General features: G+C 67.6%; 31 protein-coding genes and 2 tRNA genes. 21 read left to right on the top strand and 12 right to left on the bottom strand.

Translation table 11 applies throughout. The features are described from left to right. Position 1 precedes the first annotated feature (1 nt). The gene (locus tag LC068_RS02080) at positions 2-394 is read left to right on the top strand and encodes a HesB/IscA family protein (RefSeq protein ID WP_226634124.1); all 393 of its coding nucleotides are present in this window, start codon (positions 2-4) and stop codon (positions 392-394) included. On the opposite strand, the gene LC068_RS02075 is transcribed toward LC068_RS02080, so the two are convergent. From LC068_RS02075 to LC068_RS02065, 3 genes are all read right to left on the bottom strand, one after another. Further along, entirely contained in the window at positions 382-1,212 is an 831-nt protein-coding gene (locus LC068_RS02075) for a lysophospholipid acyltransferase family protein (protein ID WP_226634123.1), read from the bottom strand. The genes LC068_RS02080 and LC068_RS02075 overlap by 13 nt on opposite strands. Continuing rightward, the gene (locus LC068_RS02070; RefSeq protein WP_226634122.1) at positions 1,196-2,248 is read right to left on the bottom strand and encodes a GGDEF domain-containing protein; all 1,053 of its coding nucleotides are present in this window, start codon (positions 2,246-2,248) and stop codon (positions 1,196-1,198) included. Before LC068_RS02070 ends, LC068_RS02075 begins: the two co-directional genes overlap by 17 nt. Before the next feature lie 93 nt (positions 2,249-2,341). Then, the gene (locus LC068_RS02065; RefSeq protein ID WP_226634121.1) at positions 2,342-3,841 is read right to left on the bottom strand and encodes a DEAD/DEAH box helicase; all 1,500 of its coding nucleotides are present in this window, start codon (positions 3,839-3,841) and stop codon (positions 2,342-2,344) included. A gap of 238 nt (positions 3,842-4,079) precedes the next feature. On the opposite strand from LC068_RS02065, the gene LC068_RS02060 reads away from it, so the two are divergent. From LC068_RS02060 to msrB, 6 genes are all read left to right on the top strand, one after another. Continuing rightward, entirely contained in the window at positions 4,080-4,475 is a 396-nt protein-coding gene (locus LC068_RS02060; RefSeq protein ID WP_226634119.1) for a hypothetical protein, read from the top strand. A gap of 187 nt (positions 4,476-4,662) precedes the next feature. Next, the gene (gene rplM / locus LC068_RS02055; RefSeq protein ID WP_209118032.1) at positions 4,663-5,136 is read left to right on the top strand and encodes a 50S ribosomal protein L13; all 474 of its coding nucleotides are present in this window, start codon (positions 4,663-4,665) and stop codon (positions 5,134-5,136) included. Between the two features lie 2 nt (positions 5,137-5,138). Continuing rightward, on the top strand, positions 5,139-5,633 hold the full coding sequence (rpsI, locus tag LC068_RS02050) for a 30S ribosomal protein S9 (RefSeq protein WP_209117453.1): 495 nt from the start codon (positions 5,139-5,141) through the stop codon (positions 5,631-5,633). A gap of 955 nt (positions 5,634-6,588) precedes the next feature. Then, complete coding sequence (locus LC068_RS02045) at positions 6,589-6,978, top strand: VOC family protein (RefSeq protein ID WP_226634117.1); 390 nt, start codon at positions 6,589-6,591, stop codon at positions 6,976-6,978. A 7-nt stretch (positions 6,979-6,985) separates the two neighbouring features. Next, positions 6,986-7,918, top strand: a complete 933-nt coding sequence (gene argC / locus LC068_RS02040) for an N-acetyl-gamma-glutamyl-phosphate reductase (RefSeq protein WP_226634115.1) — start codon at positions 6,986-6,988, stop codon at positions 7,916-7,918. A 32-nt stretch (positions 7,919-7,950) separates the two neighbouring features. After that, the gene (gene msrB, locus LC068_RS02035) at positions 7,951-8,451 is read left to right on the top strand and encodes a peptide-methionine (R)-S-oxide reductase MsrB (protein ID WP_226634113.1); all 501 of its coding nucleotides are present in this window, start codon (positions 7,951-7,953) and stop codon (positions 8,449-8,451) included. On the opposite strand, the gene LC068_RS02030 is transcribed toward msrB, so the two are convergent. Both LC068_RS02030 and phaC read right to left on the bottom strand, forming a co-directional pair. After that, a complete protein-coding gene (locus LC068_RS02030) occupies positions 8,448-8,819 on the bottom strand; it encodes a hypothetical protein (RefSeq protein ID WP_226634111.1) in 372 nt (123 codons plus the stop codon). The two genes, msrB and LC068_RS02030, sit on opposite strands and share 4 nt — an antisense overlap. Further along, a complete protein-coding gene (gene phaC / locus LC068_RS02025) occupies positions 8,816-10,771 on the bottom strand; it encodes a class I poly(R)-hydroxyalkanoic acid synthase (protein ID WP_226634109.1) in 1,956 nt (651 codons plus the stop codon). Before phaC ends, LC068_RS02030 begins: the two co-directional genes overlap by 4 nt. Positions 10,772-10,867: 96 nt before the next feature. Between phaC and LC068_RS02020 the strand changes: the two genes are divergently transcribed. The 7 genes from LC068_RS02020 (at position 10,868) to LC068_RS01990 (ending at position 15,716) form a co-directional block, all read left to right on the top strand. After that, on the top strand, positions 10,868-11,329 hold the full coding sequence (locus LC068_RS02020) for a hypothetical protein (protein WP_226634107.1): 462 nt from the start codon (positions 10,868-10,870) through the stop codon (positions 11,327-11,329). 63 nt (positions 11,330-11,392) lie between these two features. Then, the gene (glpX, locus tag LC068_RS02015) at positions 11,393-12,352 is read left to right on the top strand and encodes a class II fructose-bisphosphatase (RefSeq protein ID WP_226634105.1); all 960 of its coding nucleotides are present in this window, start codon (positions 11,393-11,395) and stop codon (positions 12,350-12,352) included. A 7-nt stretch (positions 12,353-12,359) separates the two neighbouring features. Next, the gene (gene recJ / locus LC068_RS02010; protein ID WP_226634102.1) at positions 12,360-14,171 is read left to right on the top strand and encodes a single-stranded-DNA-specific exonuclease RecJ; all 1,812 of its coding nucleotides are present in this window, start codon (positions 12,360-12,362) and stop codon (positions 14,169-14,171) included. Between the two features lie 70 nt (positions 14,172-14,241). Next, positions 14,242-14,316, top strand: a tRNA-Glu gene (locus tag LC068_RS02005). A 181-nt stretch (positions 14,317-14,497) separates the two neighbouring features. Beyond that, complete coding sequence (locus LC068_RS02000) at positions 14,498-15,076, top strand: cold-shock protein (RefSeq protein ID WP_226634100.1); 579 nt, start codon at positions 14,498-14,500, stop codon at positions 15,074-15,076. A gap of 17 nt (positions 15,077-15,093) precedes the next feature. Next, on the top strand, positions 15,094-15,588 hold the full coding sequence (locus LC068_RS01995) for a DUF192 domain-containing protein (protein WP_226634098.1): 495 nt from the start codon (positions 15,094-15,096) through the stop codon (positions 15,586-15,588). 51 nt (positions 15,589-15,639) lie between these two features. Continuing rightward, positions 15,640-15,716: transfer RNA gene (locus LC068_RS01990), tRNA-Pro, on the top strand. A 28-nt stretch (positions 15,717-15,744) separates the two neighbouring features. On the opposite strand, the gene LC068_RS01985 is transcribed toward LC068_RS01990, so the two are convergent. Then, entirely contained in the window at positions 15,745-18,057 is a 2,313-nt protein-coding gene (locus tag LC068_RS01985; RefSeq protein WP_226634096.1) for an ATP-dependent helicase, read from the bottom strand. A gap of 110 nt (positions 18,058-18,167) precedes the next feature. Here LC068_RS01985 and LC068_RS01980 point away from each other — a divergent pair, with 110 nt between their 5' ends. After that, positions 18,168-18,374 (top strand): hypothetical protein, encoded by a 207-nt coding sequence (locus LC068_RS01980; RefSeq protein ID WP_226634094.1) that lies wholly within the window; start codon positions 18,168-18,170, stop codon positions 18,372-18,374. Positions 18,375-18,392: 18 nt separating this feature from the next. Here the strand turns inward: LC068_RS01980 and LC068_RS01975 are convergent, their stop codons facing one another. Genes LC068_RS01975 through LC068_RS01965 form a run of 3 tightly spaced genes read right to left on the bottom strand, consistent with a single transcriptional unit; the run spans position 18,393 to position 21,088 of the window. Further along, positions 18,393-18,638: a ribbon-helix-helix domain-containing protein gene (locus tag LC068_RS01975; RefSeq protein WP_226634092.1), complete on the bottom strand. Its 246-nt coding sequence runs from the start codon at positions 18,636-18,638 to the stop codon at positions 18,393-18,395. 48 nt (positions 18,639-18,686) lie between these two features. Further along, entirely contained in the window at positions 18,687-19,226 is a 540-nt protein-coding gene (locus LC068_RS01970) for an OmpA family protein (RefSeq protein ID WP_226634091.1), read from the bottom strand. Further along, positions 19,223-21,088, bottom strand: a complete 1,866-nt coding sequence (locus LC068_RS01965) for a cation:proton antiporter (RefSeq protein ID WP_226634090.1) — start codon at positions 21,086-21,088, stop codon at positions 19,223-19,225. Before LC068_RS01965 ends, LC068_RS01970 begins: the two co-directional genes overlap by 4 nt. A 192-nt stretch (positions 21,089-21,280) precedes the next feature. Here LC068_RS01965 and LC068_RS01960 point away from each other — a divergent pair, with 192 nt between their 5' ends. After that, positions 21,281-22,192, top strand: a complete 912-nt coding sequence (locus tag LC068_RS01960; RefSeq protein ID WP_226634089.1) for a DMT family transporter — start codon at positions 21,281-21,283, stop codon at positions 22,190-22,192. Positions 22,193-22,204: 12 nt separating this feature from the next. Here LC068_RS01960 and LC068_RS01955 read toward each other — a convergent pair whose 3' ends face one another. Both LC068_RS01955 and LC068_RS01950 read right to left on the bottom strand, forming a co-directional pair. Then, a complete protein-coding gene (locus LC068_RS01955; protein ID WP_226634088.1) occupies positions 22,205-22,345 on the bottom strand; it encodes a hypothetical protein in 141 nt (46 codons plus the stop codon). Continuing rightward, the gene (locus LC068_RS01950) at positions 22,338-22,523 is read right to left on the bottom strand and encodes a DUF4169 family protein (RefSeq protein WP_226634086.1); all 186 of its coding nucleotides are present in this window, start codon (positions 22,521-22,523) and stop codon (positions 22,338-22,340) included. The genes LC068_RS01955 and LC068_RS01950 overlap by 8 nt, the downstream gene beginning before the upstream one ends. Positions 22,524-22,594: 71 nt before the next feature. On the opposite strand from LC068_RS01950, the gene LC068_RS01945 reads away from it, so the two are divergent. The 3 genes from LC068_RS01945 to LC068_RS01935 all read left to right on the top strand — a co-directional run bounded on the left by LC068_RS01945 (position 22,595) and on the right by LC068_RS01935 (position 23,635). After that, positions 22,595-22,996 carry a YccF domain-containing protein gene (locus tag LC068_RS01945; RefSeq protein ID WP_226634084.1) on the top strand — a complete coding sequence of 134 codons (402 nt, stop codon included), beginning with the start codon at positions 22,595-22,597 and terminating at the stop codon, positions 22,994-22,996. An 82-nt stretch (positions 22,997-23,078) separates the two neighbouring features. Beyond that, positions 23,079-23,306 carry a DUF2171 domain-containing protein gene (locus LC068_RS01940; protein WP_209117493.1) on the top strand — a complete coding sequence of 76 codons (228 nt, stop codon included), beginning with the start codon at positions 23,079-23,081 and terminating at the stop codon, positions 23,304-23,306. Positions 23,307-23,395: 89 nt separating this feature from the next. Continuing rightward, entirely contained in the window at positions 23,396-23,635 is a 240-nt protein-coding gene (locus LC068_RS01935; RefSeq protein WP_226634083.1) for a hypothetical protein, read from the top strand. Positions 23,636-23,648: 13 nt separating this feature from the next. Here the strand turns inward: LC068_RS01935 and fumC are convergent, their stop codons facing one another. Next, positions 23,649-25,046 carry a class II fumarate hydratase gene (fumC, locus tag LC068_RS01930; RefSeq protein WP_226634082.1) on the bottom strand — a complete coding sequence of 466 codons (1,398 nt, stop codon included), beginning with the start codon at positions 25,044-25,046 and terminating at the stop codon, positions 23,649-23,651. A gap of 106 nt (positions 25,047-25,152) precedes the next feature. Here fumC and LC068_RS01925 point away from each other — a divergent pair, with 106 nt between their 5' ends. Continuing rightward, positions 25,153-25,770 (top strand): peptidylprolyl isomerase, encoded by a 618-nt coding sequence (locus LC068_RS01925; protein ID WP_226634081.1) that lies wholly within the window; start codon positions 25,153-25,155, stop codon positions 25,768-25,770. After that, a complete protein-coding gene (locus LC068_RS01920) occupies positions 25,758-26,123 on the top strand; it encodes a RusA family crossover junction endodeoxyribonuclease (protein ID WP_226635431.1) in 366 nt (121 codons plus the stop codon). Before LC068_RS01925 ends, LC068_RS01920 begins: the two co-directional genes overlap by 13 nt. Position 26,124 lies beyond the last annotated feature (1 nt).

The raw sequence follows: 26,124 nt of genomic DNA, 5'->3' as shown, positions 1-26,124 counted from the left end.
CATGACCGACCTGACCGCCACCCGACCCGCCCGCCGTCCCCGTCCCCAGGCCGTCCGCCTGACCGAGGCCGCCGCTGCGCGCGTCCGCGACCTGACCGAAGGCGCCGCCGGCCCCTGCGTCGGCCTGCGCGTCGGCATCAAGAACGGCGGCTGCGCGGGACAGGAATACACCGTCGACTACGCCGAGCGGATCGAACCGCTGGACGAGGTGGTCGAGGACAAGGGCGCCCGCATCCTGATCGATCCCAAGGCCGTCCTGTTCCTGATCGGCAGCGAGATCGACTTCCAGGTCACCGATCTGGCGTCGAAATTCGTCTTCAACAACCCGAACCAGACCGACGCCTGCGGCTGCGGCGAGAGCGTGACCCTGACGCCGGTGTCTCAGGCCGACTGAGCGGCCTTTCGGACCTCGTCCGGCGTCGGCACCTGGACCGCCGGGGTGACCGGCAGGCCGGTTGCCTCGGCCACCAGTTCGGCTGTGCGGGCCTCGACCGCCGCTTCCAGCCGCTCCATGAACTCGTCCTTGGGCAGGCCGATCGGGAGGGGGTTCAGGAACTCCAGCACCGCCGTGCCGGGCCGTTTCAGGAACTGCTCCTGCGGCCAGAACAGGCCCAGATTGGTCGCCACCGGCACGACCGGCATGTCGAAGTCGCGGTACATGTGCCAGACACCGCTGCGATAGCGGAACTTCTCGCCGACCTTCGCCAGATTGCCCTCGGGATAGATCAGGATGCGGCGCCCCTCGGCGCGGGCGTCCTCGGCCCGGCGCTTCAGGGCCGCGCGGGCCTCATGTCCCCCGCAGTTGTTCACGACGATGGCGCCCAGCTTGCGCAGCACCGTGCTCAGCAGCGGAAACTTCTCCAGGTGGTCGCCCGTCACAAAGGCCAGGTCGGGGAACTGGTTGTAGACCGAATAGCCGTCGCCCCAGCTCTGGTGCTTGGCCGCGACGATGAAGGCCCCCTCGGGCAGGTGCTCGCGCCCCCTCACGGTGACGCGGATGCCGGCCAGCAGGCGCATGGCCTGCACCATGCGGTGCACATAGCGGCGGATGATCCAGCCGGTCGCGCCGCGTCCCGGCAGCAGGGCCGCGAACACCGCCGCCAGACAGTAGAGGACCGACAGCGTCCAGTAGGCCGCGGCAAAGGCCAGGCTGCGGGGCCGGCTGAACGGCGCCAGTCGCCCGTTGTCCACGGTGTCAGGCGGCCTGTTCAAGCTGGTCCGCGTCGGTCACCCGGTTCCGTCCGGCGCGCTTGGAGGCATAGAGCGCGGCATCGGCCCGCTCCAGCAGCGAGGACGGGGTCTCTTCGGGACGAAGTCGGGCATAGCCCGCCGAAATGGTGACGGCGCCCAGCTCGTCATTGGTCGACCGGCGACGCAGCGCGCGCGAGGCTATTTCCTTGAGCACCGACTTCAGCGCCTGATCGACGGCGGCCGTGCTTTCCTCGGGGAAGATCATGGCGAACTCCTCGCCGCCATAGCGGGCTGCGAGGCGGGGCGAGCGGGCCGAGCGGCCCAGCACACTGGCCACATAGCGCAGCACCTGATCGCCGGTCTGGTGGCCCCAGGTATCGTTGAACCGCTTGAAGTGGTCGATGTCGATGACGGCGAGCGTCAGGGCCTTGCCCGTTGCATGGGCCGCGTCGACCGAGCCCTCAAGGTGTTCGTCGAACGCCTTGCGGTTGGCCAGATTGGTCAGGGCGTCGGTCATGGCGTCGCGGCGCACCTGTTCCAGGTGTTCGCGCAGCTTGGCGACCTCGCGGGTCGAGTGTTCCAGCTGCTGCTCCAGCGCGCTGTTCTGGCTCTGGGCCTTGTGGGTCGCGTCGGCCAGGGTGCTGATCAGGGTCTTGAGCGTCTCGGGGCTTTCCACCCCGTCCATGCGCCCACTGGCATCGGCCAGGGTCACGCCGTATTCGACCTGGGACTTATGGGCATTGGCGATGGTGGTCGCGACGGTGGACAGTTCCTTGTCCAGCATGCGCCCGGCGTCGCGGATTTCCTCGTTCAGGCGCCCGCGCGGCAGATATTCAGAGGCCAGCATCTCGGAGGTCGACTCCGAGAACGGCTCCTGCGCCGCCAGGATGCGCCGGATTTCACGGCCCAGGGCGCCCTCGGGATCGCCCAGATAGTGCAGCCACAGTTCGAAATTGACGGGGGTCGGCCACACACCGGCCGCTTCCATGTCGTCGAGCACGCGCCGGGCCAGCCCATAGGCTTCGGGCCCTCGCACCGTGGTGTCGACCTTGGTCATACGTCATTTCCCCCGAAACCGGCGCCCCGTTCTGGGTCGCTTTCCCGACATTAGGCCGTGAAGCGTAACAGCGGGTTAAACGCCGGCCGGTCGTCAGATCGGACGTCTGAGGAAGGCGGGTACACCCTCATTGCCAAAGGCCGTGCTGTCCGCCGCCTTGACGGGGGCCTTGTCGGCCGTGTCCGCCTTCGGTGCCGCCTCGGCCTTGTCCGCCTTCTTGCCCCGGCCCGAGCGGCCGCGCGTGCGCGGTTCGGCGTCCTTCTTTGGGGCCTCGGGCGCGGGAGCAGGGGGCGCGACCTCCGCCGCCGGAGCCTTCGCCTCGGGGGCCGTGTCCTGCGTCGGTTCACCGGCCGGCTTGCGGCGCGAGCGCGAGCGGCGCGGCTTGTCGGCCGGAGCCTCATCCGACGCGGCCTCGGCCTTCGGCGCCTTGTCGGCCTTCGCGGGCGCGGGCTTGCCGCCGCCCGACAGGTCGAGGGTCAGCTCTTCCGGCGTCATCTTGATCAGCTTCAGGACCTTGTCGAGCGCCTTGTCGTCCGACGGCGTCACGATCATGAAGGTCTGGCCGGTCTTGCCGGCCCGGCCGGTGCGCCCGATCCGGTGCACATAGTCGTCGGCGGCATGCGCCACGTCATAGTTGAACACATGGCTTACGTCGGGAATGTCCAGGCCCCGGGCCGCCACATCCGACGCCACCAGCACCTTCAGATCGCCCGAGCGGAAGTCCGCCAGCGTCTTCATGCGCAGGCTCTGGTCCAGATCACCATGGATGGGCGCGGCATCAAAGCCGTGCCGCTTCAGCGACTTGGCGACGACGTCGACGTCGGACTTGCGGTTACAGAAGACGATGCCGTTCTTGACGTCGTCACGCGCCACGAGCGCCCGCAGCGCCTCGCGCTTCAGCTTGGGATCGCTGCGCGGGATGCGCACCAGATACTGGGTGATGGTCTCGGCCGTCATCGCCGGGCGCGAGGCCTCGATGCGGGTCGGATCCTTCAGGAACTGGGTGGTCAGGCGCGTGATCTCCGGCGGCATGGTGGCCGAGAAGAACAGCGTCTGGCGCCGCGGCGGCGTCAGCTTGAAGATGCGCTCGATGTCGGGGATGAAGCCCATGTCCAGCATGCGGTCGGCCTCGTCGACCACCATCAGCTCGACCCCGGTCAGCAGCATCTTGCCCCGATCGAACAGGTCCAGCAGGCGGCCGGGCGTGGCGATCAGCACATCCACGCCCTTGTTCAGCGCGGCGACCTGGTCGCCCATGGACACGCCGCCGATCAGCAGCACCCAGTTGAGCTTGGTGCCCTTGGCGTATTTGGCAAAGCTCTCGGCCACCTGGTCGGCCAGTTCGCGGGTCGGCGCCAGCACCAAGGCGCGCGGCATGCGGGCCTTCGCCCGTCCGGATGCCAGTCGCTCGACCAGCGGCAGGGTGAAGGCGGCGGTCTTGCCGGTCCCGGTCTGGGCGATCCCCAGGACATCACGTCCGGCGAGGGCCACGGGAATGGCCTGGGCCTGGATCGGGGTGGCGGAGGTATAGCCCGTGTCAGTCACGGCCTTCAGCGTCGTGGGCGAAAGGCCCAGCTGGGTAAAGTCGGTCATTCAAACCTTGTATGTTCGGGAGGAAAAGTCAGGCGGGCCCCCGTATGGAGCCGACTGTGCGCGAAACCGCCCCTCTGGGCGTGCGGGCGGCCCCGTTGCCGTTCCTGTCCCGAGCACGAGCGCCGCATATAGATATCCACACGGCGAAGTCAAGTATTTGGCCTGTCAGCGATCTTGCAAATCCTTACAGATCGTTAATAGTCCGTCCCGGGAGAGTTCAGAGGGGAGGGGGCCGCGCATGCGCAGGTCAGTTGTCGGATTTGCCCTGGCCGCGGGGCTTGCGCTCCTGCCGGCGTCGTCGCTGCAGGCGGGCGACAGCCGGATGGACGAGGTGCCGGCCTTCATGGCTGTGGCCTTCGACAACACCGTCATGTCCCACTATCCGGACGGGGGCTGGGTCAAGCACTGGTTCAACCGCGACGGCAGCTATGAGGGGCGCTTCTCCGACGGGCGCCGCATCACCGCCCGCTGGGAGGTGGATCGCAACCGGGTCTGCCTCGACCGCATCCGGCCCGGCTTCATGATCCCGCGCTTCTGCAGCGACATCGTCGAGGCCGAGATCGGTGACAGCTGGATGGCACGCGACCCCCTCGGCCGGCGGGTCCGCAACACCCTGGTGCGGGGCCGAAGCTGACAATTCGACCATTTCCATGCGGTAATTTAATACCGTACAAAGAAAACCATTTTAGAACAACGCGTTAACGTATAAACCGTGCTCGAACCGGCATTGACGGCGCTGCGGCGATCCTGTAGCAGCCCGCCTTCAATCCGGCGCACCGCATTTTCTGGGGCGTCATCCGACCATCAGGACCTCAGACATGCTGAAGAGCACCACGGCTTCGCTGAAGCCGGCCGATGTCGAGAAGAAGTGGATCCACATCGATGCCGAAGGCGTCGTGGTGGGCCGTCTTGCGACCTTCATCGCCAACCGTCTGCGCGGCAAGCACCGCCCGGACTACACCCCCCACGTCGACTGCGGTGACTATGTCATCGTGACCAACGTCGACAAGGTCGTCTTCACCGGCGCCAAGCTGACCGACAAGGTCTACTACCGTCACACGGGTCACCCGGGCGGTATCAAGGAAACCACCCCGGAGAAGGTCCTGAACGGCCGCTTCCCCGAGCGCGTCCTTGAAAAGGCCGTCGAGCGTATGCTGCCCAAGGAAAGCCCGCTGGCCCGCAAGCAGATGACGCACCTGCGCCTGTTCGCCGGCAGCGCGCATACCCACGAAGCCCAACAGCCGGAAACGATCGACTTCAAGTCGGCCAACTCCAAGAACATCCGGACCGTCTGATCATGACCGACGCGACCAACACCGACACCGCCGCAACCGGCTTTGACGCCCTGAAGGGCATGGGCTCCACCGAGGCCGAGGCCCCGGTTCACGTCCAGAAGCTCGACAAGCTGGGCCGCGCCTATTCGACCGGCAAGCGCAAGAACGCCATCGCCCGCGTCTGGGTGAAGCCCGGCTCGGGCAAGATCACCGTCAACGGCAAGGAGCTGGCCCAGTATTTCGCCCGCCCCGTGCTGCAGATGATGGTCGCCCAGCCGCTGACCGTCTCGGACCGCACCACCCAGTTCGACGTGGTCTGCACCGTCGAGGGCTCGGGCCTCTCGGGCCAGGCCGGCGCCATCCGCCACGGCCTGTCGCACGCCCTGACCCACTATGAGCCGGAACTGCGCAAGGTCCTGAAGCCCCACGGCTTCCTGACCCGCGACAGCCGCGTCGTCGAGCGCAAGAAGTACGGCCGCGCCAAGGCCCGCCGCAGCTTCCAGTTCTCGAAGCGCTAAGGCTCTTCAGATACGCTACGGAAGAGGGCGCCCCGGGAAACCGGGGCGCCTTTCTTCTATGGGGCACTCGTCTCCTCCCCATCTTGATGGGGAGGGGGACCACGAAGTGGTGGAGGGGTTCTTCACCCCTCGCCCTCCCTCAAGATCCCCTCCGTCCCGTCGGCTTCGCCGCCGTGCCACCTCCCCATCTCCGATAGGGAGGAGTCAGTCTACCCGGCATCCTCGGGCTCGACCTGGTCGTTGCGCCCCTTTGTCCTTCTCCCCTTGTGGGAGAAGGTGCCCCCTGAGAAGGGGGCGGATGAGGGGTCGCGCCGAGATCGGAACGTCATCGGGTCGGATGAAGCGGGTTCATCGTCACCCGACTGAGAGACCCCTCATCCGTCAGGCTTCGCCTGCCACCTTCTCCCGCAAGGGGAGAAGGACCGCTGGGTCAAACGCCTCTGCCATCACAACCACCCCCAATTTCCCCCGCGCTTTCAAAGCCCCCACCGTTTCCCGACCCGACTTCCCCGCCTCAGCCCGGGGCCGTGCAAACCTCCCCGGGTCCTGTCGCACGGAGGGCTCGTAAGGCCTGCGACCTTGTGAGCGGCGGGAGCGATGGAGCGGGATCAGACCTTGGGGCCTGAGCACCCTCGATCTCCGCCTCCGGGTGCGGGATCGAGGCAAGGGTCGAGGGGGATACTCGGCCGTTCCGGGAGCCTTCGCAGGAAGGCCCCGCCCGCCGGGGGCGCTGCGGTAAGGCCCGAATACGGCCACCCGACGCAAGCTTCCGGAAAACCACCGCGCGGAGCGTCGGTCTTCGTCGAAACGGTAAACTCTACTCACTCCGGGCGAAGGCCCGGCGCTCCGCCTGCTCTCCAACCCGCCGCCACCACGGCCGGGGGCTTTGGGGCGTCTCTGCCCCTCTCGCCACCCGTGCTCAGGCTCCCCATATCCCCGCCGAAAGGGGGCCATCATGCCGAACCTCAAGCTGGACCATCTGACCCTGCTGGTGACCTCGATCGAGGCCAGCCGGCCCTTCTATGAAACGCTGCTGCCGCTGCTGGGCTTTCACCGAACCACGCGCGAGAACTGGACCGACGGGCAGGGCTTCTTCCTGCAATTCCTGCCGGCAAGGCCCGAGACCCGGCCCTATGAGCGATACGGCGCCGGCCTCAACCACCTGGGGTTCGGGGCGCCCGATGCCGAAACCGTCACGGCCATCCGCGACGCCATGCAGGCCGCGGGGCTCGAGGTTCCGGAAATTCAGGACCTCGGGGGTGCAAAGGCCCTGTTCCTCAAGGACCCGGACGGCCTAAGGTTCGAGATTACCTGGTACCCGCCCGGCGTGGCGGTTGTTGATTGAGACACAGATGCCCCACACCCTGTTCATTGATGGCGAAGCCGGCACCACGGGCCTTGAGATCCGCGAGCGGGTCGAGGGGCGATCGGACCTGGAGTTGATCCTGCTGGGCGATCGCAGGCGCGATCCCGAAGCCCGGCGTGAAGCCCTGAACAGCGCCGATGCGGTCATCCTGTGCCTGCCCGACGATGCGGCGCGCGAGGCTGTGGCCATGGTCGAAAACCCGGCCGTCCGGGTGATCGATGCCTCGACCGCCTATCGCGTCGCGCCCGGCTGGACCTATGGCTTTCCCGAACTGCGCCCGGGCCAGCGCGAGGCCGTGGCCGGCTCGACCCGCGTGTCCAACCCGGGCTGCTATCCGACCGGCTTTCTGGCGCTGGTGGCGCCGCTGGTGCGCGCGGGCCTGATCCCCGCCGACTGGCCGGTCAGCGTCAACGCCGTCTCGGGCTATTCCGGCGGCGGCAAGGCCATGATCGCGGAATTCGAGGACGGCACCCCCGATCCCTTCCGGGCCTACGGCCTCACCCTGAAGCACAAGCACGTGCCCGAAATGACGAAACATGCAGGACTTTCCCGTCCCGTGCTGTTCTCTCCGGCGGTCGGCAACTACCGTCAGGGCATGCTGGTCGAGGTGCCGCTGCACCTGTCGGCCCTGCCGTCGCCGTCGTCGATCGAGGTGATCCATGGCGCACTCGTCGAGGCCTATGACGGCGCCCGGTTCGTCGAGGTCGCCTCGCTGGAGGAGACCGAGGCCATGACCGGCCTGACGCCGGAGGGCCTCAACGGCACCAACCGCCTGCGCCTCCACGTGTTCGGGGACCGCGACGGCCATCAGGCGCGACTGGTCGCCCTGCTGGACAATCTGGGCAAGGGCGCCTCGGGCGCGGCGGTCCAGAACCTGAACCTCATGCTGGGCCTGGACGAAGGGGCGGGGCTGACCTGAAACCCTTCGGGGCCGGGCGCCGTATATGGATCATGACCCAAGCGCTCCTTCATCGTCGCACCCTTCTGGCCGGTCTGGGCGGACTGGCCCTCGCCGGCTGCTCGTCCGAGACGGCCAGCGCCGGTGATCCCCGGTTTGCCGACTCGCCCTTCCGTCGCCTGACCGAGGACCAGTGGCGCGCCCGCCTGTCCGGTCCGTCGTTCAACGTCCTGCGGCGCGAGGCGACCGAACGGCCCTTCACCAGCCCTCTGAATGACGAGCACCGCGACGGCACCTTCCTGTGCCGGGGCTGCGAGCTGCCGCTGTTCCAGTCGCGCTGGAAGTACGACTCCCGCACCGGCTGGCCCAGCTTCTACGATGTGATCTCGCGCAATATCGGCACCAAGACTGACTATCGCATCGGGGTCCCGCGCACGGAATACCACTGTGCCCGTTGCCTGGGGCATCAGGGACACGTCTTCGACGACGGCCCGCGCCCCACGGGCAAACGCTACTGCAACAACGGCGTCGCCCTGATCTTCCGACCGGCCTAGGCCATGCGCGCAGCCAGCGCCGACTGGACCGTCAGGCCGAACCACACCCCGGCGATGACGATCAGGATGCCGTAGTCATAGCCCGGCACGAACACCGGAATGGCCGCGCCGATCAGGGTCAGCAGCGGCAGGATCGACGCCCAGATGGCCGCGCCCGGATAGCCCGGCTGGATCAGCGGCTGAGCCCCGCGACCCATACGCTTCAGCATCCAGCCGTTCATCAGGACGAACAGCACAGGCACCAGCAGGGCGATCAGCACATACTTCAGCGTCTGGTCGGTCCGCCCGTACAGCGACGTCGTCAGCACCTGTAGCGCATAGGCCGTGCCCGTGGTCACAGCCAGCATCAGATTGGGGCCAGCCGTCACGAGCGTACCTTCACATAGCTGCCGGGCGCGGGCTCGATCGGGGGCAGGGGACCGGCCGCCGGATCCCGCGCCTTCACCTTCGGCCCCGACCGCTTCGACAGCCAAGCCGCCCAATGCGGCCACCAGCTGCCGGGGTGCTCCTCGGCCCCCTCCAGCCAGGCGTCGAAGGTCTCGGGCAGGGCGTCGTTCGTCCAGTGGGCATACTTCCGGGCCGAGGGCGGATTGATCACCCCGGCGATATGGCCCGATCCCGCCAGCGTCAGGGTCACGTCAGCGCCGCTGAACGCCCGCGCCGAGCGATAGACCGAGCGCGTCGGCGCAATGTGGTCCTCGCGGCTGGCCTGGAAATAGAGCGGAATGGCCACCTTCGACAGGTCAATGTTCACCCCGCCCAGCTCGAACTGGCCCTGCGTCAGGGCATTCCGCCCATACATCGAGCGCAGATAGTCCATGTGCAGCCGCTTCGGCATCCGCGTCTGGTCCGCATTCCAGAACAGCAGGTCAAAGGCAGGCGGGTCCTTGCCCATCAGATAGTTGGACACGAAGAACGACCAGATCAGATCATTGGCCCTGAGCGCATTGAAGGTGTCGGCCATGGCACTGCCGGGCAGCACGCCCCCGGCCTCGTCCATCTGCCGCTCGATCTCGTCCAGCCAGTGCTCGTCGGTGAACAGCAGCAGGTCCCCGGCCTCGGCAAAGTCATGCTGGGCGGCAAAGAAGGTCGTCGCGCCCACATCCTTGCGCCCCGTCGCCGCCATATGGCCCAGGGCCGCACCCATCAGCGTTCCGCCGATGCAATAGCCGACCGTGTTGACGGTGCCCGTGCCGCACTGCTCGCGCACCTTGTCGATGGCGCGATAGATGCCCTTCTCCAGATAGTCGTCAAAGCCGTAGCCCGCCTTGTCGGCATCCGGATTGACCCAGGAGCAGACAAAGACGCTGAAGCCTTGCTCCGACAGCCAGCGGATCATCGAATTGGCCGGCTGCAGGTCCAGGATGTAGAATTTGTTGATCCACGGCGGGAAGATCAGCAGCGGAATCTCGTGCTGCTGCTCCGTCGCCGGGGCGTACTGGATCAGCTCGAACAGGTCGTCGCGCCACACCACCTGGCCCGGGGCGGTGGCGACGTTCTCGCCCACCCGGAAGCGGTCGTAGTCGGCCTGGCTGATCTTCAGCTTGCCGCCCCCGCGCTCCATGTCGGCGGCGAAATTCTGCATCCCCTTCACCAACGACTCGCCGTTGCTCTCGGCCAGGGCCTTCAGCGCCACCGGGTTGGACGCCAGGAAGTTCGAGGGCGAGAAGGCATCGGTCAGCAGACGGGTGAAGAACTCGGCCCGGCGCTTGGTCCGCGGATCGACGTCCTCGACCGAGGACACCAGCTCGTTCATCCAGTCGGCTGACAGCTGGTACGAGCGCCGCATGATGTCGAAGGTCGGGTTCTCGCTCCACGCCGGATCCTTGAAGCGTTTGTCCGGGCGCCCCGCCGACGCGGGCACCCCCTGCGTCTGGCTGGCGGTCGACGACCACAGATCCATGTAGCGGGTGAACAGGTCGGCCTGGGCCTGGAACAGCTTGTCCGGCCGTGCGGCCAGACCGGTCATCACCGAGGTCAGGGCGGGGCCGACATTGAACGGGTCCGGGTTGAGCGCTGCCGGCCGTCCGGCCTGGCTCATCGCCGATTCGGCCATGGCCGCCTGGGCCATCATCGCCGCCCGCGCGAGGTTCATGGACAGGGCCTCGAGGTCGGGCAGGGCGGTTTCCGGCGCGTCAGGGGCGGCCTCCTGCCGTGCCTGGGCCCCGGGCGCCGGCTGTTCCGCTTCAGGCTCCGGACGCGGTGCGGATTTTCGGGGTCTGGCGCTGCCCTTTGCCGAGGTCGGCCGGCCCGCCTTGCGCGGCGCGCGGGCACCGGCTTTCGGGCGAGGGCTGTCGGACTCAGTCGGGCGTTTCGCCATGGTTTCCTCTCAATGGGGCGAGATCCTTGTCGACCCGGCTTGGGAATGCCGCCCCGGATCGCGTCCTTGCCCTTTCTTGCGCCGGGATCATGACATATGACCGTGCCCGATATGAATGCGCAGCAGGCGAAAAAGTGGGCGATGACCGGCCTCGGCCTCGCGGCGGGGCTGTCCCTCGCTGCCTGTGCCACGCCGGGCGCCGAAACCGCTGACGAGGCCGTGGCGCCGCTGTCGCCGCGAATCACGGCGCTGATCGCCGCCAATCGGGGCTACCCGGACTGGCGGAACTTCCCCCGGCAGGGCACGCCGCCGCCATCGGCGGTCGAGGTCGCGGGCCGCGTGGCGGCTCTGGATACGGCCTCATCGGAAGCGGCGGCCCAGGTCGCGGCCATCGACTGGACGCTCCAGGACCCCGAGGGCTTTGCCCGTCGCGTCGCCGAGGACGTCGCCGCCCGGCCGATCGCGCCCGCGACGCTGCAGACCCGCGAGGAGGTCGAGGCCTTTGCCCAGGGCCTGCGCGACCGGGGCCGCGCCCCACCCCCCATTCCCAGACGGTGAGTCCGGGTACACAGCCATAACAACGGCGCGGACCGCCGGTCACGCGCCCCTCAGGAGAGACTCATGGCCCAGGACGCCAAACCCTACGCTTCCAGCCTGCCGTTCGACGCGGTGCGTGTGACGGAACTGGCCGCCATCGCGGCCTCGTCCCTCGTCGGCCGGGGCGATGAGAAGGCGGCCGACCAGGTCGCGGTCGATGCCATGCGCACGGCGCTGAATGCGCTCGACATCGACGGCAAGATCGTGATCGGCGAGGGCGAGCGGGACGAAGCTCCCATGCTCTACATCGGCGAGAAGGTCGGCACCGGTCAGGGCCCGGCCATCGACATCGCGCTGGATCCGCTGGAGGGCACCACCCTGACGGCCAAGGCCATGGCCAACGCCCTGGCGGTGCTGGCCATGTCGCCCGGCGGCGGCATGCTGCACGCCCCCGACACCTATATGGACAAGATCGCGATCGGCCCGGGATACGAGCCGGGTCTGGTCGATCTGGACCGCAGCCCCGAGGACAACGTCATGGCGCTGGCCCGCGCCAAGGGGGTCAAGCCCGGCGAGATCACCGTCTGCGTCATGGACCGGCCGCGCCACGCCGACCTGATCGCTGCCCTCCGCGGTGTGGGTGCCCGTGTGCTGCTGATCACCGACGGCGACGTCGCCGGTGTCATCCACACGACCGAACCCGAGACCGGCATCGACCTCTATCTGGGGTCCGGCGGGGCGCCCGAGGGCGTGCTGGCCGCTGCGGCTCTCAAATGCGTGGGCGGCCAGTTCCAGGGCCGGCTGATCTTCCGCAATGACGACGAGCGCGCTCGCGCCGAGCGCACCGGCGTCACCGATTTCGACCGCAAGTACGACCTCCACGAGCTGGTCTCGAAGGACGCCATCTTCGTCGCAACCGGCGTCACCAAGGGCGCCCTGCTGGACGGCGTGCGCCATGTCGGTGGCCGGATCGAGACCCACACCCTGGTGATGGACTCCTTCAGCCGCACGGTGCGTCGCATCCGCACCTCGCGCCCCGCCTGACGCGCGGGTGGAGGCGGAACGGACAGGACCGACGCCGGCCTTCCTCGGGGTCGAACGCTCCCTGTCGGGACGGCAGTGGCTGGAGCGCCCGCACGATCCGGCCATCGCCCGCGCCCACGCCCAGGCGCTGGGGCTGGGCGAGCCGCTGGCCCGCGCCCTGGCCTCGCGCGGCGTGGGGGCAGAGGAGGGGGCTGATTTCCTCGATCCGACCCTGCGCGCCCTGTTCCCGGACCCATCCAGCTTTGCCGACATGGATGCGGCGGCCTCGGCCATCGTCGACGCCCTTGAGCGTCGGGCCAACATCCATGTCTTCGCCGACTATGACGTGGACGGGGCATCCAGCGCCGCCCTGCTGGTCCGCTGGTTCCGCGAAATGGGGCACGAGCTCTCCCTCTATGTTCCCGACCGGCTGACCGAAGGCTACGGACCCAGTCCCCGCGCCTTCGACACGCTGAAGGCCGCGGGCGCCGACCTGGTCATCACCGTCGACTGCGGTGCGGCCGCCGAGGTCGCCCTGGCCCATGCCGCCGCCATCGATCTCGGCGTCGTGGTCGTCGACCACCACCTCATGCGGGGCGAGGCGCCGGCCTGTCTGGCAGTGGTCAATCCCAACCGGGCCGACTGTCGCTCGGGACAGGGCAATCTGGCGGCAGCAGGCGTGGTGTTCGTGCTGCTGGCCGCCCTGAACCGCGCGGCCCGCAGGCGCGGCCTGTTCGAGGGGCGCAGCGAGCCCGACATCCGCCGCTGGCTGGACCTGGCGGCGCTGGGTGCCATATGTGACGTGACCGCCCTGACCGGCTTCAACCGGGCGCTGGCACGACTGGGACTACAGGTCATGTCGTCCTGGGCCAATCCCGGCCTCAGCGCCCTTCTGTCCGTCGCTGGCGGAGAGCCCGGCGAGGCCCGCAGCAACCACGCCGGCTTCATCCTCGGCCCGCGCATCAATGCCGGGGGCCGGATCGGACGCGCAGACCTGGGCGCGCGCCTGCTGTCCACGGACGATCCCGGCGAGGCACTCGCGCTGGCCCGTGAGCTGGACGCCCTGAATCTGGCCCGGCGCGAGGTCGAGGCCGAGGTCACCGAGGCGGCCGTCCGGCTGGGCGAGGCCCAGGGCGTGGAGGATCCCGCCGTTGCGGCCGCCGTGATCGCGGGCGAGGGGTGGCATCCGGGCGTCGTCGGCATTGTTGCCGGACGCCTGCGCGAGCGCTGGCGCAAGCCGGTGGTCGTGATCGGCCTTGATCCCGTTAACGGCATCGGCAAGGGCTCGGGCCGATCCCAGCCCGGCTATAACCTCGGGCGGGCGGTGCAGCAGGCCTTCGACGAGGGGATCCTGATGGCCGGCGGCGGTCACGCCATGGCGGCGGGCCTGACGGTTCGCACCGACCGGATCGATGCCCTGCGCGACTATCTGAACACCACCCTTACGGCCCAGACGGATGCCGTGGCCGCGCGCGCCCTCGACGCCGTGCTGATCGACGCCCTGATCGAGCCGGGGGCCGCCGACCGCGCCCTGCTGGACGCCTTCGAACGGCTGGCGCCCTTCGGCCCCGGCAATCCGGAGCCTGTATTCGCCCTTGAGCGCGTCCGGGCCGTCGATGTGCGCGCCATGAAAGGCGGACATCTGCGTTGCCAGCTGCGCGGCGCGGACGGTCGGACGCTTCGCGCAGTAGCCTGGCGGTGTGCGGATCAGGAGACCGGACAGGCCCTCGCGGCCGGTGGCGCGCTCAATATCGTGGGCCGTCTGAAGCCCGACGACTGGAACGGCCGACGGGGGGTTCAGCTGGAAATCGACGACGTCGCCGATCCCAGGCGACTTTGATTGATTCAGTTGACCAAAGAGGGTTGCAAGCGTCGGAATCGCCCGCTATATCGCCGTCCTCCCGCGCAGCGGTCCCTTCGTCTATCGGTTAGGACGCTAGGTTTTCAACCTAGAAAGAGGGGTTCGATTCCCCTAGGGACTGCCACGCGGGAGTATCTCCCCCGACAATTTATTGCGTTCCTCCCGCACTTTGCGGCCAGCCGTCGTTCTGACACTGCTTCGCATTTGCAACCGCAGGTGTAAAACCGGCGTTTTCGCACTCCACAGGCTTCGCCGAACCGTGTTAAGCATCGTCCGTCTGCTGTCGCGGGCGGGGGTGTTTGACTGTGTCTGATACAGAGGGGCTTGATACGCCGGGGACGATAGAGATCGTCGGCAAGGTCAAGTGGTTCGATCCCGGGAAGGGATACGGGTTCATCGTTCCGGACGATCCGGACATGACGGACCTCAAGGATGTGCTGCTGCACATCAGCAATCTGCGCGACACCGGTCGCGACACGGCGCCCGAGGGCGCCGAAATCCGCTGTGAGTGCGTGCGCCGGCCCAAGGGCTGGCAGGTGCTCGAGGTTCTGGACCTCCAGGAGGACACTGCCGACGCCGCGCCCGCGCGCCGTACGGGCTATGACGGGCTGCGCGCGCTCGGACGGGGCGAGGGGGCCTCGACCGTGGCGCCCTCGGGTCTTCCGCTCGAGCCGGCGGTCGTGAAATGGTTCAATCGCACCAAGGGGTACGGTTTTGTGGTGCGCGACGACGCCGAGGGCGATATCTTCGTGCATGTCGAGACCCTGCGCCGCTGCGGCATAGAGGACCTTCTGCCGGGCGATCCGGTGCAGGTTCGATTCGCCGAGGGCCCCAAGGGCCTCGTGGTCGCTGAAATCAGACTGGGTGGAGCCCGCTCCGCCTGACGAAAGAGGTGGAACAGGTGTTCAAGCGTTATCTTCCTGCTGCGGCGCTCTGCGCGGCCCTTCTGTTCACCGGCGCCTGCGCCCAGGAATCGACGACCGGCGACGGCCAGACCCTGCCGGTCGAGCCCCTGACCGTCATCACCGACAAGGGCAGTTTCGATTTTCAGGTTGAGATCGCCGACGACCAGCCGGAACGCGCGCGCGGCCTGATGTATCGTCCGCCGCTGGAGGATGACCGCGGCATGCTGTTCCAGTTCCCGGACGTGGCCGAGCGCGCCTTCTGGATGCAGAACACGCCCAGCTCGCTCGACATCGTCTATCTGGATCCGCAGGGCTGCATCGTCTCGATCGCTGCCCACACCACCCCCTATGCCGAGACGACCTATCCCTCGAACGGCGCGGCCAAGGGCGTGCTCGAGGTGCGGGCCGGCCGTATGGCCGAGATCGGCGCGGGGCCGGGCGACCGCATCCGTCACCCCTTCTTCGACACCCAGACCCCCTGCGGCGGCTGACGCGCGTTGCGGGCGGGGCAGGGGCGTGGCATGAGGGCCGTCCCTTGATGTCGGGGTGTAGCGCAGCCTGGTAGCGCATCTGCTTTGGGAGCAGAGGGTCGGAGGTTCGAATCCTCTCGCCCCGACCATCACGTGGCCGTGGCCGACCCTCTGCGGTCAGGCCTTTTCGACGAAGCTGTCGATCACCTTCTTCTCGCCGGCCTTGTCGAAGGCGACGCGTAGCTTGTTGCCCTCGACGCCCTGGATGCGACCATAGCCGAACTTCTGGTGAAACACGCGCTCGCCCCGGCTCCACTGGCCGGTGGGGGCTGCGGTGGTGGGGTGCTCGACGCGGCGGCTGACGCCCTCGATGGGCGGGCTGCGGTGGGCCGAGCCGGTGGCGCTGCGCTGCTGGGCGCGCTTCCAGCCGGGGCTGTCATAGCCGCCGCCAAAGGTCTTGTCCTCTGACCAGCGATCCTGGACCTGGCGGGCGCTGGGGGCGGCCCCGTAATAGCCGGTCTCGCTTTCCGGCTGGACGTTCTCGATCGGCAGTTCGTCGACGAAGCGGCTGGGCATCTGGGCGGTCCAGCGGCCATAGACCTGCCGGTTGGCGGCAAAGCTGATGCGGGCATCGCGGCGCGCGCGGGTCAGGCCGACATAGGCCAGCCGGCGTTCCTCCTCGAGGCCCTTTTCGCCCTTCTCGTCGATGCTGCGCTGGCTGGGGAAGACGCCTTCCTCCCAGCCGGGCAGGAACACCAGCGGGAACTCCAGCCCCTTGGCGCCATGCAGGGTCATGATCTGGACCGAGTCGTCGCCCGAGGCCCGCTCCATGTCCATGACCAGCGACACATGCTCCAGATAGGCCTGCAGGGTGTCGAAGGCCTGCATGGCCTGGACCAGTTCCTTGAGATTATCCAGCCGCGTCTGGCCGGTCAGGCGGTCGGCCTTCTGCATATCGGTGTAGCCACTCTCCTCCAGCACGGTCTCGGCCAGCTGGGGGTGGGGCGTGTCGGCGGCCAGGGTGCGCCAGCGGTGCAGGTCGCGGGCGAACCCGGCGAGCGCGGTCCGGGTGCGGGCCTGTAGTTCGTCCGATTCGATCAGCCGGTGGACGGCCGCCATGGCCGAGATGCCCGCGGTACGCGCCAGCTGCAGGATCTTCTGGACCGAAGTGTCGCCGATGCCGCGCTTGGGCACATTGACGATCCGCTCGAAGGCGAGGTCGTCGTCCTCGGACTGGATCAGCCGCAGATAGGCGTGGGCGTCGCGGATTTCGGCGCGTTCGAAGAAGCGGGGGCCACCGATGACGGTGTAGGGGATGGCCAGCATGACGAAGCGTTCCTCGAACGCTCGCATCTGATGCGACGCGCGAACAAGAACGGCCATGTCCTTGTATTTCATGCCGGTGGTCTTGGCTGTCTCGATCTCGTCAGCGATCAGCCGGGCCTCGGCCTCGCCGTCCCAGACGCCGCGCACGCGGACCTTTTCGCCGCCGTCGTCCTCGGTCCAGAGGGTCTTGCCCAGTCGTCCCCGGTTGCCGGCGATCAGACCCGAGGCTGCCCCCAGGATATTGCCGGTCGACCGGTAATTGCGCTCCAGCCGCACCAGCTTGGCGCCGGGAAAATCGCGTTCGAAGCGTAGGATGTTGTCCACCTCGGCCCCGCGCCAGCCATAGATCGACTGGTCATCGTCGCCCACGCAACAGACATTGCCGGTCGAGGACGTCAGCAGCCTCAGCCACAGGTACTGGGCGACATTGGTGTCCTGATATTCGTCGACCAGGATGTAGCGAAACCGGCGCCGGTATTCCTCTGCGATATCAGCATGTTCGGACAGGATTGTGAGGTTGTGCAGTAGCAGGTCGCCAAAGTCGCAGGCGTTCAGCGTCTGCAGGCGGTTCTGATAGGCGGCATAGAGCGTCTTGGCCTTGCCGTCGGCGAAATCCTCGGTCGCGGGCAGTTTGGCGGGCGTCCAGCCGCGGTTCTTCCAGTGATCGACCAAGCCGGACAGAGTGCGCGGGGTCCAGCGCTTCGTGTCGATGCCCTCGGCCTCCATCAACTGCTTCAGCAGCCGCTCCTGATCATCGGTGTCCAGGATGGTGAAGCTGGAGCGCAGGCCCACCAGCTCGGCATGACGTCTCAGGATCTGGGCGGCGATCGAGTGGAAGGTGCCCAGCCAGCGCAGCCCCTCGGCCGACGGACCGATCAGGTGGGTGATCCGCTCGCGCATCTCGCGCGCCGCCTTGTTGGTGAAGGTGACGGCCAGCAACTCCCACGGGCGTGCCTTCCCGGTCGCCAAAATGTGCGCCAGCCGCGTGGTCAGCACCCGCGTCTTGCCCGTGCCGGCGCCCGCCAGCACCAGAACCGGCCCTTCGGTCGTCTCCACCGCTTCGCGCTGTTCCGGGTTCAGGCCCGCGAGATAGTCCGGCACCGGCGCGGCGGCGCGCGCGAGGTCGGAGATGCGGGGCGAGGGCAGGGAGGCGGATTCGGTCATGAGCGAAACATAATAGGAACTGCCCGGCGCCAAGGCCAGCGGCGCTGTGGGTTCGGGAACCTGTGCCGTTCGGTCCCGTTTGGCTGAGCAGATCAAACAGGAGGATGCGTATGTCGGATCAATCGAACAACTCGGGTGGCAACAACGGCGGCGGCGGAAATGCCGGGCTGGCCTTCATCGTCGGCGGCGTGGTCGTCGTACTGGCGATCGTGGCCTATTTCGTCTTCGCGGGCGGCATGGGTACCCAGAAGAAGGACGTCAACGTCGATGTGAACCTGCCCGAGGTTTCGGCCCCGGACGTCACACCCTCGCAGTAGGCCTGCGCGATTTGACGATCAGGGCAGGTCGCCTCGGGCGGCCTGCCCTTTTTCGTGGGCGGTCTGCGTCACCCACTGAAGAGCCGCCACCCGACAGGCCGAGGCCAGCGGCCTTCGGCCCCGGCTCGCGTCGATCTGTTTGAGCAAGGCGGCGAGGCTGATCCCGTCGCGCGTGGCGCGCCCTTCCAGCACGGCCCAGAACTCGGGCTCGAGCGCGATGGAGGTGGCATGGCCGGCCAGCAGCACGGACTTCTTCTTCAACATACGCCCAGCCTAGCGCATCCCGCTCAGTCGGGCATGTCCCCAGGACGTCTAGTCTTCCGCTGCCCGCGCCTCGGCCCGGATGTCGACGCGGCGGTTCTGCATGGGATTGGCAGGACGTTCCTGGCCAGGTTCGGGCGCGCCTGCAGCCACGACCTCGATGCGACCCGCCGGAATGCCCTTTTCGACCAGATAGTCGCGGACCGACTCGGCGCGCTCCCGTGCCAGCCGCTGATTGACCTCCGGGTCGCCGCTGGCGTCCGTGCGGCCGGTCAGGGTCAGGTGCCACATCGGCTCCGTCAGGTCCTTGCCCTCGATCAGGGCGTCCAGCACGGCGCGCGCCTCGTTGCTCAGGCCGGTTTCGCCCAGACCGAACAGCACCTGCCCTTCCACGGGCGGAGGCACCGGGGCAGGGGGCGCCTCAAGCTCGGCCAGCACATCGGGCCGCATGATCGACCCACGGGGCTCGGCCTCGGCCGGCTCCGCCGGCGGCGGCGCCTCGGCGACCGGGTCGGTGGCGGGCTCGGACGGCTCCTGACAGGCGGCGGTCGCCAGTCCCAGTCCGATCAGCAGGGGAACGGTCCGGTTCATGCGCCTGACGGCGAAGGGATCGGGATCATGCCTTCGTCTCCTTTCGGGGGCGGGGTTTTCTTCGCCCGGGCCTTGGCGGTTTCACGCGGCGGCGCATAGGACACCACCGTATCGCCGGGTTGCGGCTTGGGCCGCGATGCATGACTGAAGAAGTGCAGCTTACCGCCGTCCCTCACCAGCACCAAAATTTCGGCCTCGTCCGGCAGCTCCTTGCGGGCGTCCTCCAGACCGTATTTTTCGCTTAGCCGCGTTTTGCGGAAGTCCCAGCCGGACCGCTCGCGCCGCTCGATCTCCTCGACACCGAGGCCCGAGGCAAACAGGGTCCGGCCCCGCAGGGCCGGGGGCAGGGCGCGCGGATTGTCCTCGGAGGTGTCGCCCAGCTGGAAGACGGCATGGCGGCCCACCTCGGGCGCCAGTTCGTTGCAGACCAGGGCATTGTAGGCCTCGTTGTCCGTGGTCGCGACCAGGGCCTGGAACTGGCTCATGTCGACGTGGTCCTCGGTCACCTCCGACAGGATTTCTCCGTGGAAGACCGGCATGCCCATCTGGCGCGCGGCGGCCAGGCGCTGCCAGCTGGTGTCGGCGATCAGCACCGGGATCTTCAGCGATTGCAGCAGCTGCGCCAGCGACAGGCTCCACGGCGTGGTGCCGACGATCAGCACCCCCTTGTCACCCTTGCCTGTCACCCCCAGCCAGCGTGCGGCCAGTTTGGCGGTGAAGCTGTGGGCCAGGATGGTGACGATCACCACGGCGAAGGACAGGGTCACCAGCGTGCTGCCGTCGGCATAGCCCAGCTCTCCCAGCTTCAGGGCAAACAGGCCGCTGATGGCCACGGCCACGATCCCGCGCGGGGCGATCCAGCCGATGAACAGCTGCTCGCGGAAGGGCACCCGGCTGAAGGCCAGACTGAGCAGAACGGTGGCCGGACGCACGACGAACAGCAACACGATCAGGAAGGCGAGGAAACGCCATTCAAACTGGCGCAGGACCTCGAGGTTCAACGAGGCCGACAGCATCACGAACACGCCCGACACCAGCAGGACGGTGATGTTTTCCTTGAAGTGCATGAAGTCGCGGAAGCTGGCCAGTTTCATATTGGCGAGCGCCACCCCCATCACCGTCACGGTCAGCAGGCCCGATTCTTCCTGGATCATATTGGCGCCCACGAACACGCCGATCACGGCGATCAGCAGGATCGGTGACTTCAGGAACTCGGGAACGTAGCCGCGCGGAAAGGCCCAGGCGATGATCCGGGCCGCGCCCCAGCCGATCAGACAGGCGACCAGCGACGCCAACAGCAGGGAGATGACCACACCCGCGACGGTGTCACCTTCCCCGGCCCGGTGCAGCACCTCATAGGTCAGCACGGCGCACAGCGCACCCAGCGGGTCATTGACGATGGCTTCCCACTTCAGGATCGCCCGGGGTCTTTGCGCCAGATTGGTCTGTCGCAGCAGGGGCAGGATGACGGTCGGACCCGTCACCACCAGAATGCCGGCGAACAGGATGGCGACCGGCCAGATCAGCCCGGCGACATAGTAGCAGGCCAGGGTCCCCAGCACCCAGGCGATCGGAACGCCCAGAAACACCAGCCGTGGCACGGCGCCCTCGGAGTGGCGGAGCTCGCGGAAGTTCAGGTTCAGCCCGCCCTCGAACAGGATGATGGCGACCGCCAGCGAGATGATCGGCTCCAGCAGATGGCCGAAATCCCGCTCGGGCTGGATAAATCCGGTCAGCGGTCCACCGATGATCCCGGCCAGCAGCATCAGGGCGATGGCCGGCCAGCCGGTCCGCCACGCGACCCACTGCGCGCCAATGCCCAGCACACCGATGGCCGCCAGTACCAGTCCCTGATGTTCCATTCCGCCCCGGATGTCCGCAATCGTTCAGGACCACAATGAACGAGCGCTCCAAGCGTTGCCGCAAATCCGACCTGTTGCGGCGCCGTGTCACGCACTGGAACGCGATTTGACTGTCGCGAAGGCGAGCGGGCCTCGCCATGGCGGGGAAATCGGCGCATGGCTCCGCCTCCGTTTCGCTGCAGGGATTGTGCCGTGTCGTCTCCTTCATCCCCGATGCTCGGTGGGCGCTGGCTGGTCGCCGGGATCGCTGTCTGCGCGCTGATCTGGGGCACGACCTGGTACGCCATCACCCTGCAACTGGGTCCGGTTGCGCCAACTGTCTCGGTGGTCTGGCGGTTCGGACTGGCGGCGCTGGTGCTGTTCGCCTTCTGCCTCGCGACCCGCCGCCGGGTCCGGTTGAACCGGGTCCAGCATCTGGCGGCGCTGGGGCAGGGGGCTTTCGTCTTCGCCCTCTCCTATGGCTTCGTCTATGCCTCGGAAGAGCGCGTGCCCTCGGCCGTCGTGGCCGTCATCTTCGCGGGATTGGCCTTCGTCAATCTGGTGCTGTTCCGTCTGGTGGCGGGGCAGAAGGCCTCGCGTCTGGCCTGGGTTGGGTCGGCGCTCGGACTGGTGGGCGTGGCCGTCCTGTCCGGCAGCGAAATCCTCGGCAGCTCCATGACCAGTGCCGCCGGATTGGGCGTCGGCATGGCCTGCATCGCCGTGCTCAGCTCGGCCCTCGGAAACTATTTCGCCTGGCGGGGACAGGTGGCCGGCGCCGCCGTCATGCCCGCCACCGCATGGGCGATGGCCTATGGCACCGCCATGCTGGCCCTGTTCGGCCTGACGCAGGGGGTCGAGTGGCGGATCGAGCCGTCCTTCGCCTACGTCGGATCACTGCTCTATCTGTCGCTGATGGGGTCGGTGGTGGCCTTCGTCATCTATTTCACCATCGCGCGCAGCCGGGGCTATGGCCTCGCCAGCTACATCTCGGCCCTGACGCCGCCCATCGCCATGCTGGTGTCGGTCATGTTCGAGGGGGCCCGGTTCGGCCTGCCGGCCTTCGCCGGTCTGGCGCTGGTGTTGGCCGGACAGGTGCTGCTGATCCGCGCGCCCAAGGTCAGCTAGAGGGACGAAGCCTCAGCGGTGATCGTCGTCGGGTTCGTCGTCCGGGGGCGGCTTCCCCTCCTTCTGCGCGCGTCGTTTCGCCTCCAGTCGCAGCGCGACCAGCAGGGGGACCAGACCGTGGCGGACCCGCTTGTCCTTGCGCGGATCACTCATCGTCCGGCTCGCGCCTGTGGCCGTCCAGATGGCGGGCTGCCGTGTCGCGGGCCTTCCCGGCCGCTTCGCGTTCGGCCCGGGTGCGACCATGGCGGGCGCGGTTCGCCTCGGCGTCGGCGCGGGCCTCGTCCCTCGCACGTGCCTTACGCACCCGGTTCAGGTTGATGATCTCGGCCATGCCGCAAAGCCTACATCAGGATGTCAGGAAATTCACTCGGTAGGCGCCCGGTCGTCTTCTATGGTTGGCGCATGGACCTCATTCGACTTGTTCTCAACGTTCTCTGGCTGATCTTCGGTGGTCTGATCTCGGCTATCGGCTGGTTCGTCGGGGGCGCTATTCTTGCCCTCACCATCGTCGGCCTGCCGTGGACCTTCGCGGCCTGGCGGATCGGCGCCTACACCCTCTGGCCGTTCGGTCGTGAGGTCGTGTGGCGCGAGCCGGACGCAACCGACATCGGCGCCGGCCCGGTGGGCGTGGTGCTGAACGTCGTCTGGTTCATCTTCGCCGGCTGGTACATCGCGCTCAGCCACCTGATCGCGGCCTTCGCCGAGGCGATCACCATCATCGGCATCCCCTTCGCGCTCAAGGACCTCGAGCTGGCCAAGCTGGCCCTGGCCCCGGTCGGACGGACCATCCGCGACAAGCCCTGAGGCGCCCTCAGCGCTGCCGTATGCAACGGCCTCCAGCGTCTTCCCGTTTATGGATCACATCCAACAGACAGGGAGAAACACCATGCTGGAAGCCATCAAGGAACATATGGACGTCATCGCCTCGGACGGCGGTCGCATCGGTCGCGTCGACCATGTGAAGGGCGATCAGATCGAACTGGCCAAGCTGGATTTCGATACCGGGTTCAAGCACCGCATGATCCCCACCGAGTGGGTCTCGCGTGTCGACGAGCATGTCCACCTGAACCTCACCGAGGACCAGGCCAAGGACCGCTGGACCGACAAACAATAGGTCGGCCAGTCGCAGCGATTGACGAGGGCCCCGCTTTTACAGGCGGGGCCTTCTGCCTATCTGAAGTCAAATCAACCCGGGAACACCACATGACCGAAGTCATCTACAAGATCGTCCAGCACGACGGCGGCTGGGCTTATCAGGTCGGCGAGACCTGGTCCGAGACCTTCCTTGACCACGACGCGGCGCTGAAGGCGGCCCGCACCGCCGCCGCCGAACAGCAGGTCGGCGGCCAGACCCGCACCATCAGCTGGGAGGACTCCTCCGGCCAATGGCACCGCGAAGTGTCGGACGGCGGCGACCGGCCCGAAACGACGGTCGTCGACTAACCGTCGTCGTCCCTCAGCCCGGCGCGATCATCGTCTCGGGCCGCACGAGGGCGTCGAAGTCCTCGCCCGGGATGCCGAGGGCGATGGCTTCCTCGCGCAGCGTCGTGCCGTTCTTGTGCGCGGTCTTGGCCACCTTGGCGGCCAGGTCGTAGCCGTACTTTTCCTTGAGCGGCGTCACCAGCATCAGCGAGTTTTTCAGCCCCCGCTCGATGTTGTCGAGACGGGGCTCGATACCGACCACGCAGTTATCGGTGAAGCTGACCGCCGCATCCGCCAGCAGCCGCACCGACTGCAGGAAGTTGTAGGCCATCATCGGATTGTAGACATTCAGCTCGAAATGCCCCTGCGACCCGGCAAAGCCGATGGCGGCATTGTTGCCGTGGATGTGGGCGCACACCTGGGTCAGGGCCTCGCACTGGGTCGGATTGACCTTGCCCGGCATGATCGAGGAGCCGGGCTCGTTCTCCGGCAGGGCCAGCTCGCCCAGACCCGAGCGCGGGCCCGAGCCGAGGAAGCGGATGTCGTTGGCGATCTTGAAGCACGACATGGCGACCGTGTTGATCGCGCCGTGGGTCATGACCATGGCGTCGTGCGCGGCCAGGGCCTCGAACTTGTTCGGCGCCGAGGTGAAGGGCAGGCCGGTGATCTGGGCGATCTTGTCGGCCACGCCTTCGGCGAATCCGACGGGTGCCGACAGGCCGGTGCCGACGGCCGTGCCGCCCTGCGCCAGCTGCATCAGGTCGGGCAGGGTGCCCTTGATCCGCTCAATCCCCTTGGCGATCTGCTGGGTATAGCCGCTGAACTCCTGCCCCAGCGTAATGGGCGTGGCGTCCTGGGTGTGGGTGCGGCCGATCTTGATGATGTCCTTCCACGCCTGGGCCTTGTCGTTCAGGGCGTTGTGCAGGGTCTGCAGGGCCGGCAGCAGGCGGTGCACCACCTCCTCGGCACAGGCGATGTGCATGGCCGTCGGATAGGTGTCGTTCGACGACTGGCTCATGTTCACATGGTCGTTCGGGTGAACGGGGGCCTTGGATCCCATCTCGCCGCCCAGCATCTCGATGGCGCGGTTCGAGATCACCTCATTGGCGTTCATGTTCGACTGGGTGCCCGAGCCGGTCTGCCAGACCACCAGCGGGAAGTGGTCGTTCAGCTTGCCCTCGATCACCTCATCGGCGGCCTTGACGATGGTGTTGCCCAGTTTCGGGTCCAGCTTGCCCAGCGCCATATTGGTCTCGGCGGCGGCCTTCTTGACGATGCCCAGCGCGCGCACGACCGGCAGGGGCTGCGTCTCCCATCCGATCTTGAAATTGCCCAGGCTGCGCTGCGCCTGCGCGCCCCAGTAGCGGCTGGCGGGCACATCGATCGGGCCAAAGGTATCGGTTTCGACGCGGGGCTTCTGGGTATCGGACATGGACAGCTTTCCGGCAGCGGAGAGGGATCGGGCTTGGCGCCTGGATGGGCGCGGGTGTAGCACGAAGCGTCAGGGGGGCAAGCGGCCCTCACATGCGGAGGACCTGATGCGAATTCTGTCCCTGATTCCGGTCGCCGCCATGGCCCTCGCGGCCTGTGCGACGGAAGCCCGGCCGGTCGGCGATCCGGTGCGCGTCGATCTGGTCACCGAGCGCGGCGTCATCTCGCTTGAGCTGGCGACGGACAAGGCCCCGCTGACGGTCTGCAACTTCCTGTCCTACGTCACCGACGGCCACTACGAGGGGGGCAGCTTCTTCCGCACCGTCGTCGCCGAGACCAACGCCAACCCCAATCCGATCAGCGTCATCCAGGCGGCCACCCCACGCGGGTCGGACGATGACCTCAACCCGCCGGTCAGCCTTGAGCGCACCCGCGACACGGGCCTCAGCCATCTGGCGGGGACCATCTCCATGGCGCGCGACGGGCCCGACACGGCGACCTCCAGCCTCTTCATCGTGGTCGAGGACGCGCCCAGCCTCGACTATGGCGGCGCGCGCAACCCGGATGGCCAGGGCTTTGCCGCCTTCGGTCATGTGACGGCCGGTATGGATCTTGTGCACGCGATCCACCGCAGTCCTGCGAATGCCGAGGAACAGCTGACGCCGCCGGTGCGTATCCTGTCCGCCAGTCTGGTCGGCGACCTGCCGGCGCCCTGCTTCCCGTGAGTCCGGACTGGATCGGCACGGGGAAGGTCCGGGCGCGCGAGGCCGGGCAGGGGGTCGAGATCACCATCGACGGCCTGACCACCCAGGCCAAATACTACAAGCCGCTCGTCTATGAGTTCATGCGCAAGGAATGGCGCGGCGCCCGCCCCTCATGGGGCGACCACGTCGTCGAGATCGACATGGAGCATGTGGGCGAGCCCCCGCACATGGACCTCGACAATCTGGCCAAGGCCTTGCTGGACGCGATCAAGGGCTATCTGTTCCACGACGACGCCCAGGTCGCGCGCCTGCTGGTCCAGCGCCACGAGGGCGAGCGCGAACGCATCGTCATCCGGGTCTTTCCCAGGCCCTGAC

It is taken from the genome of Brevundimonas poindexterae (assembly GCF_020524625.1).
Taxonomy (GTDB): Bacteria; Pseudomonadota; Alphaproteobacteria; order Caulobacterales; family Caulobacteraceae; genus Brevundimonas; species Brevundimonas poindexterae_A.
This window is presented reverse-complemented; position numbering and strand designations above follow the sequence as displayed.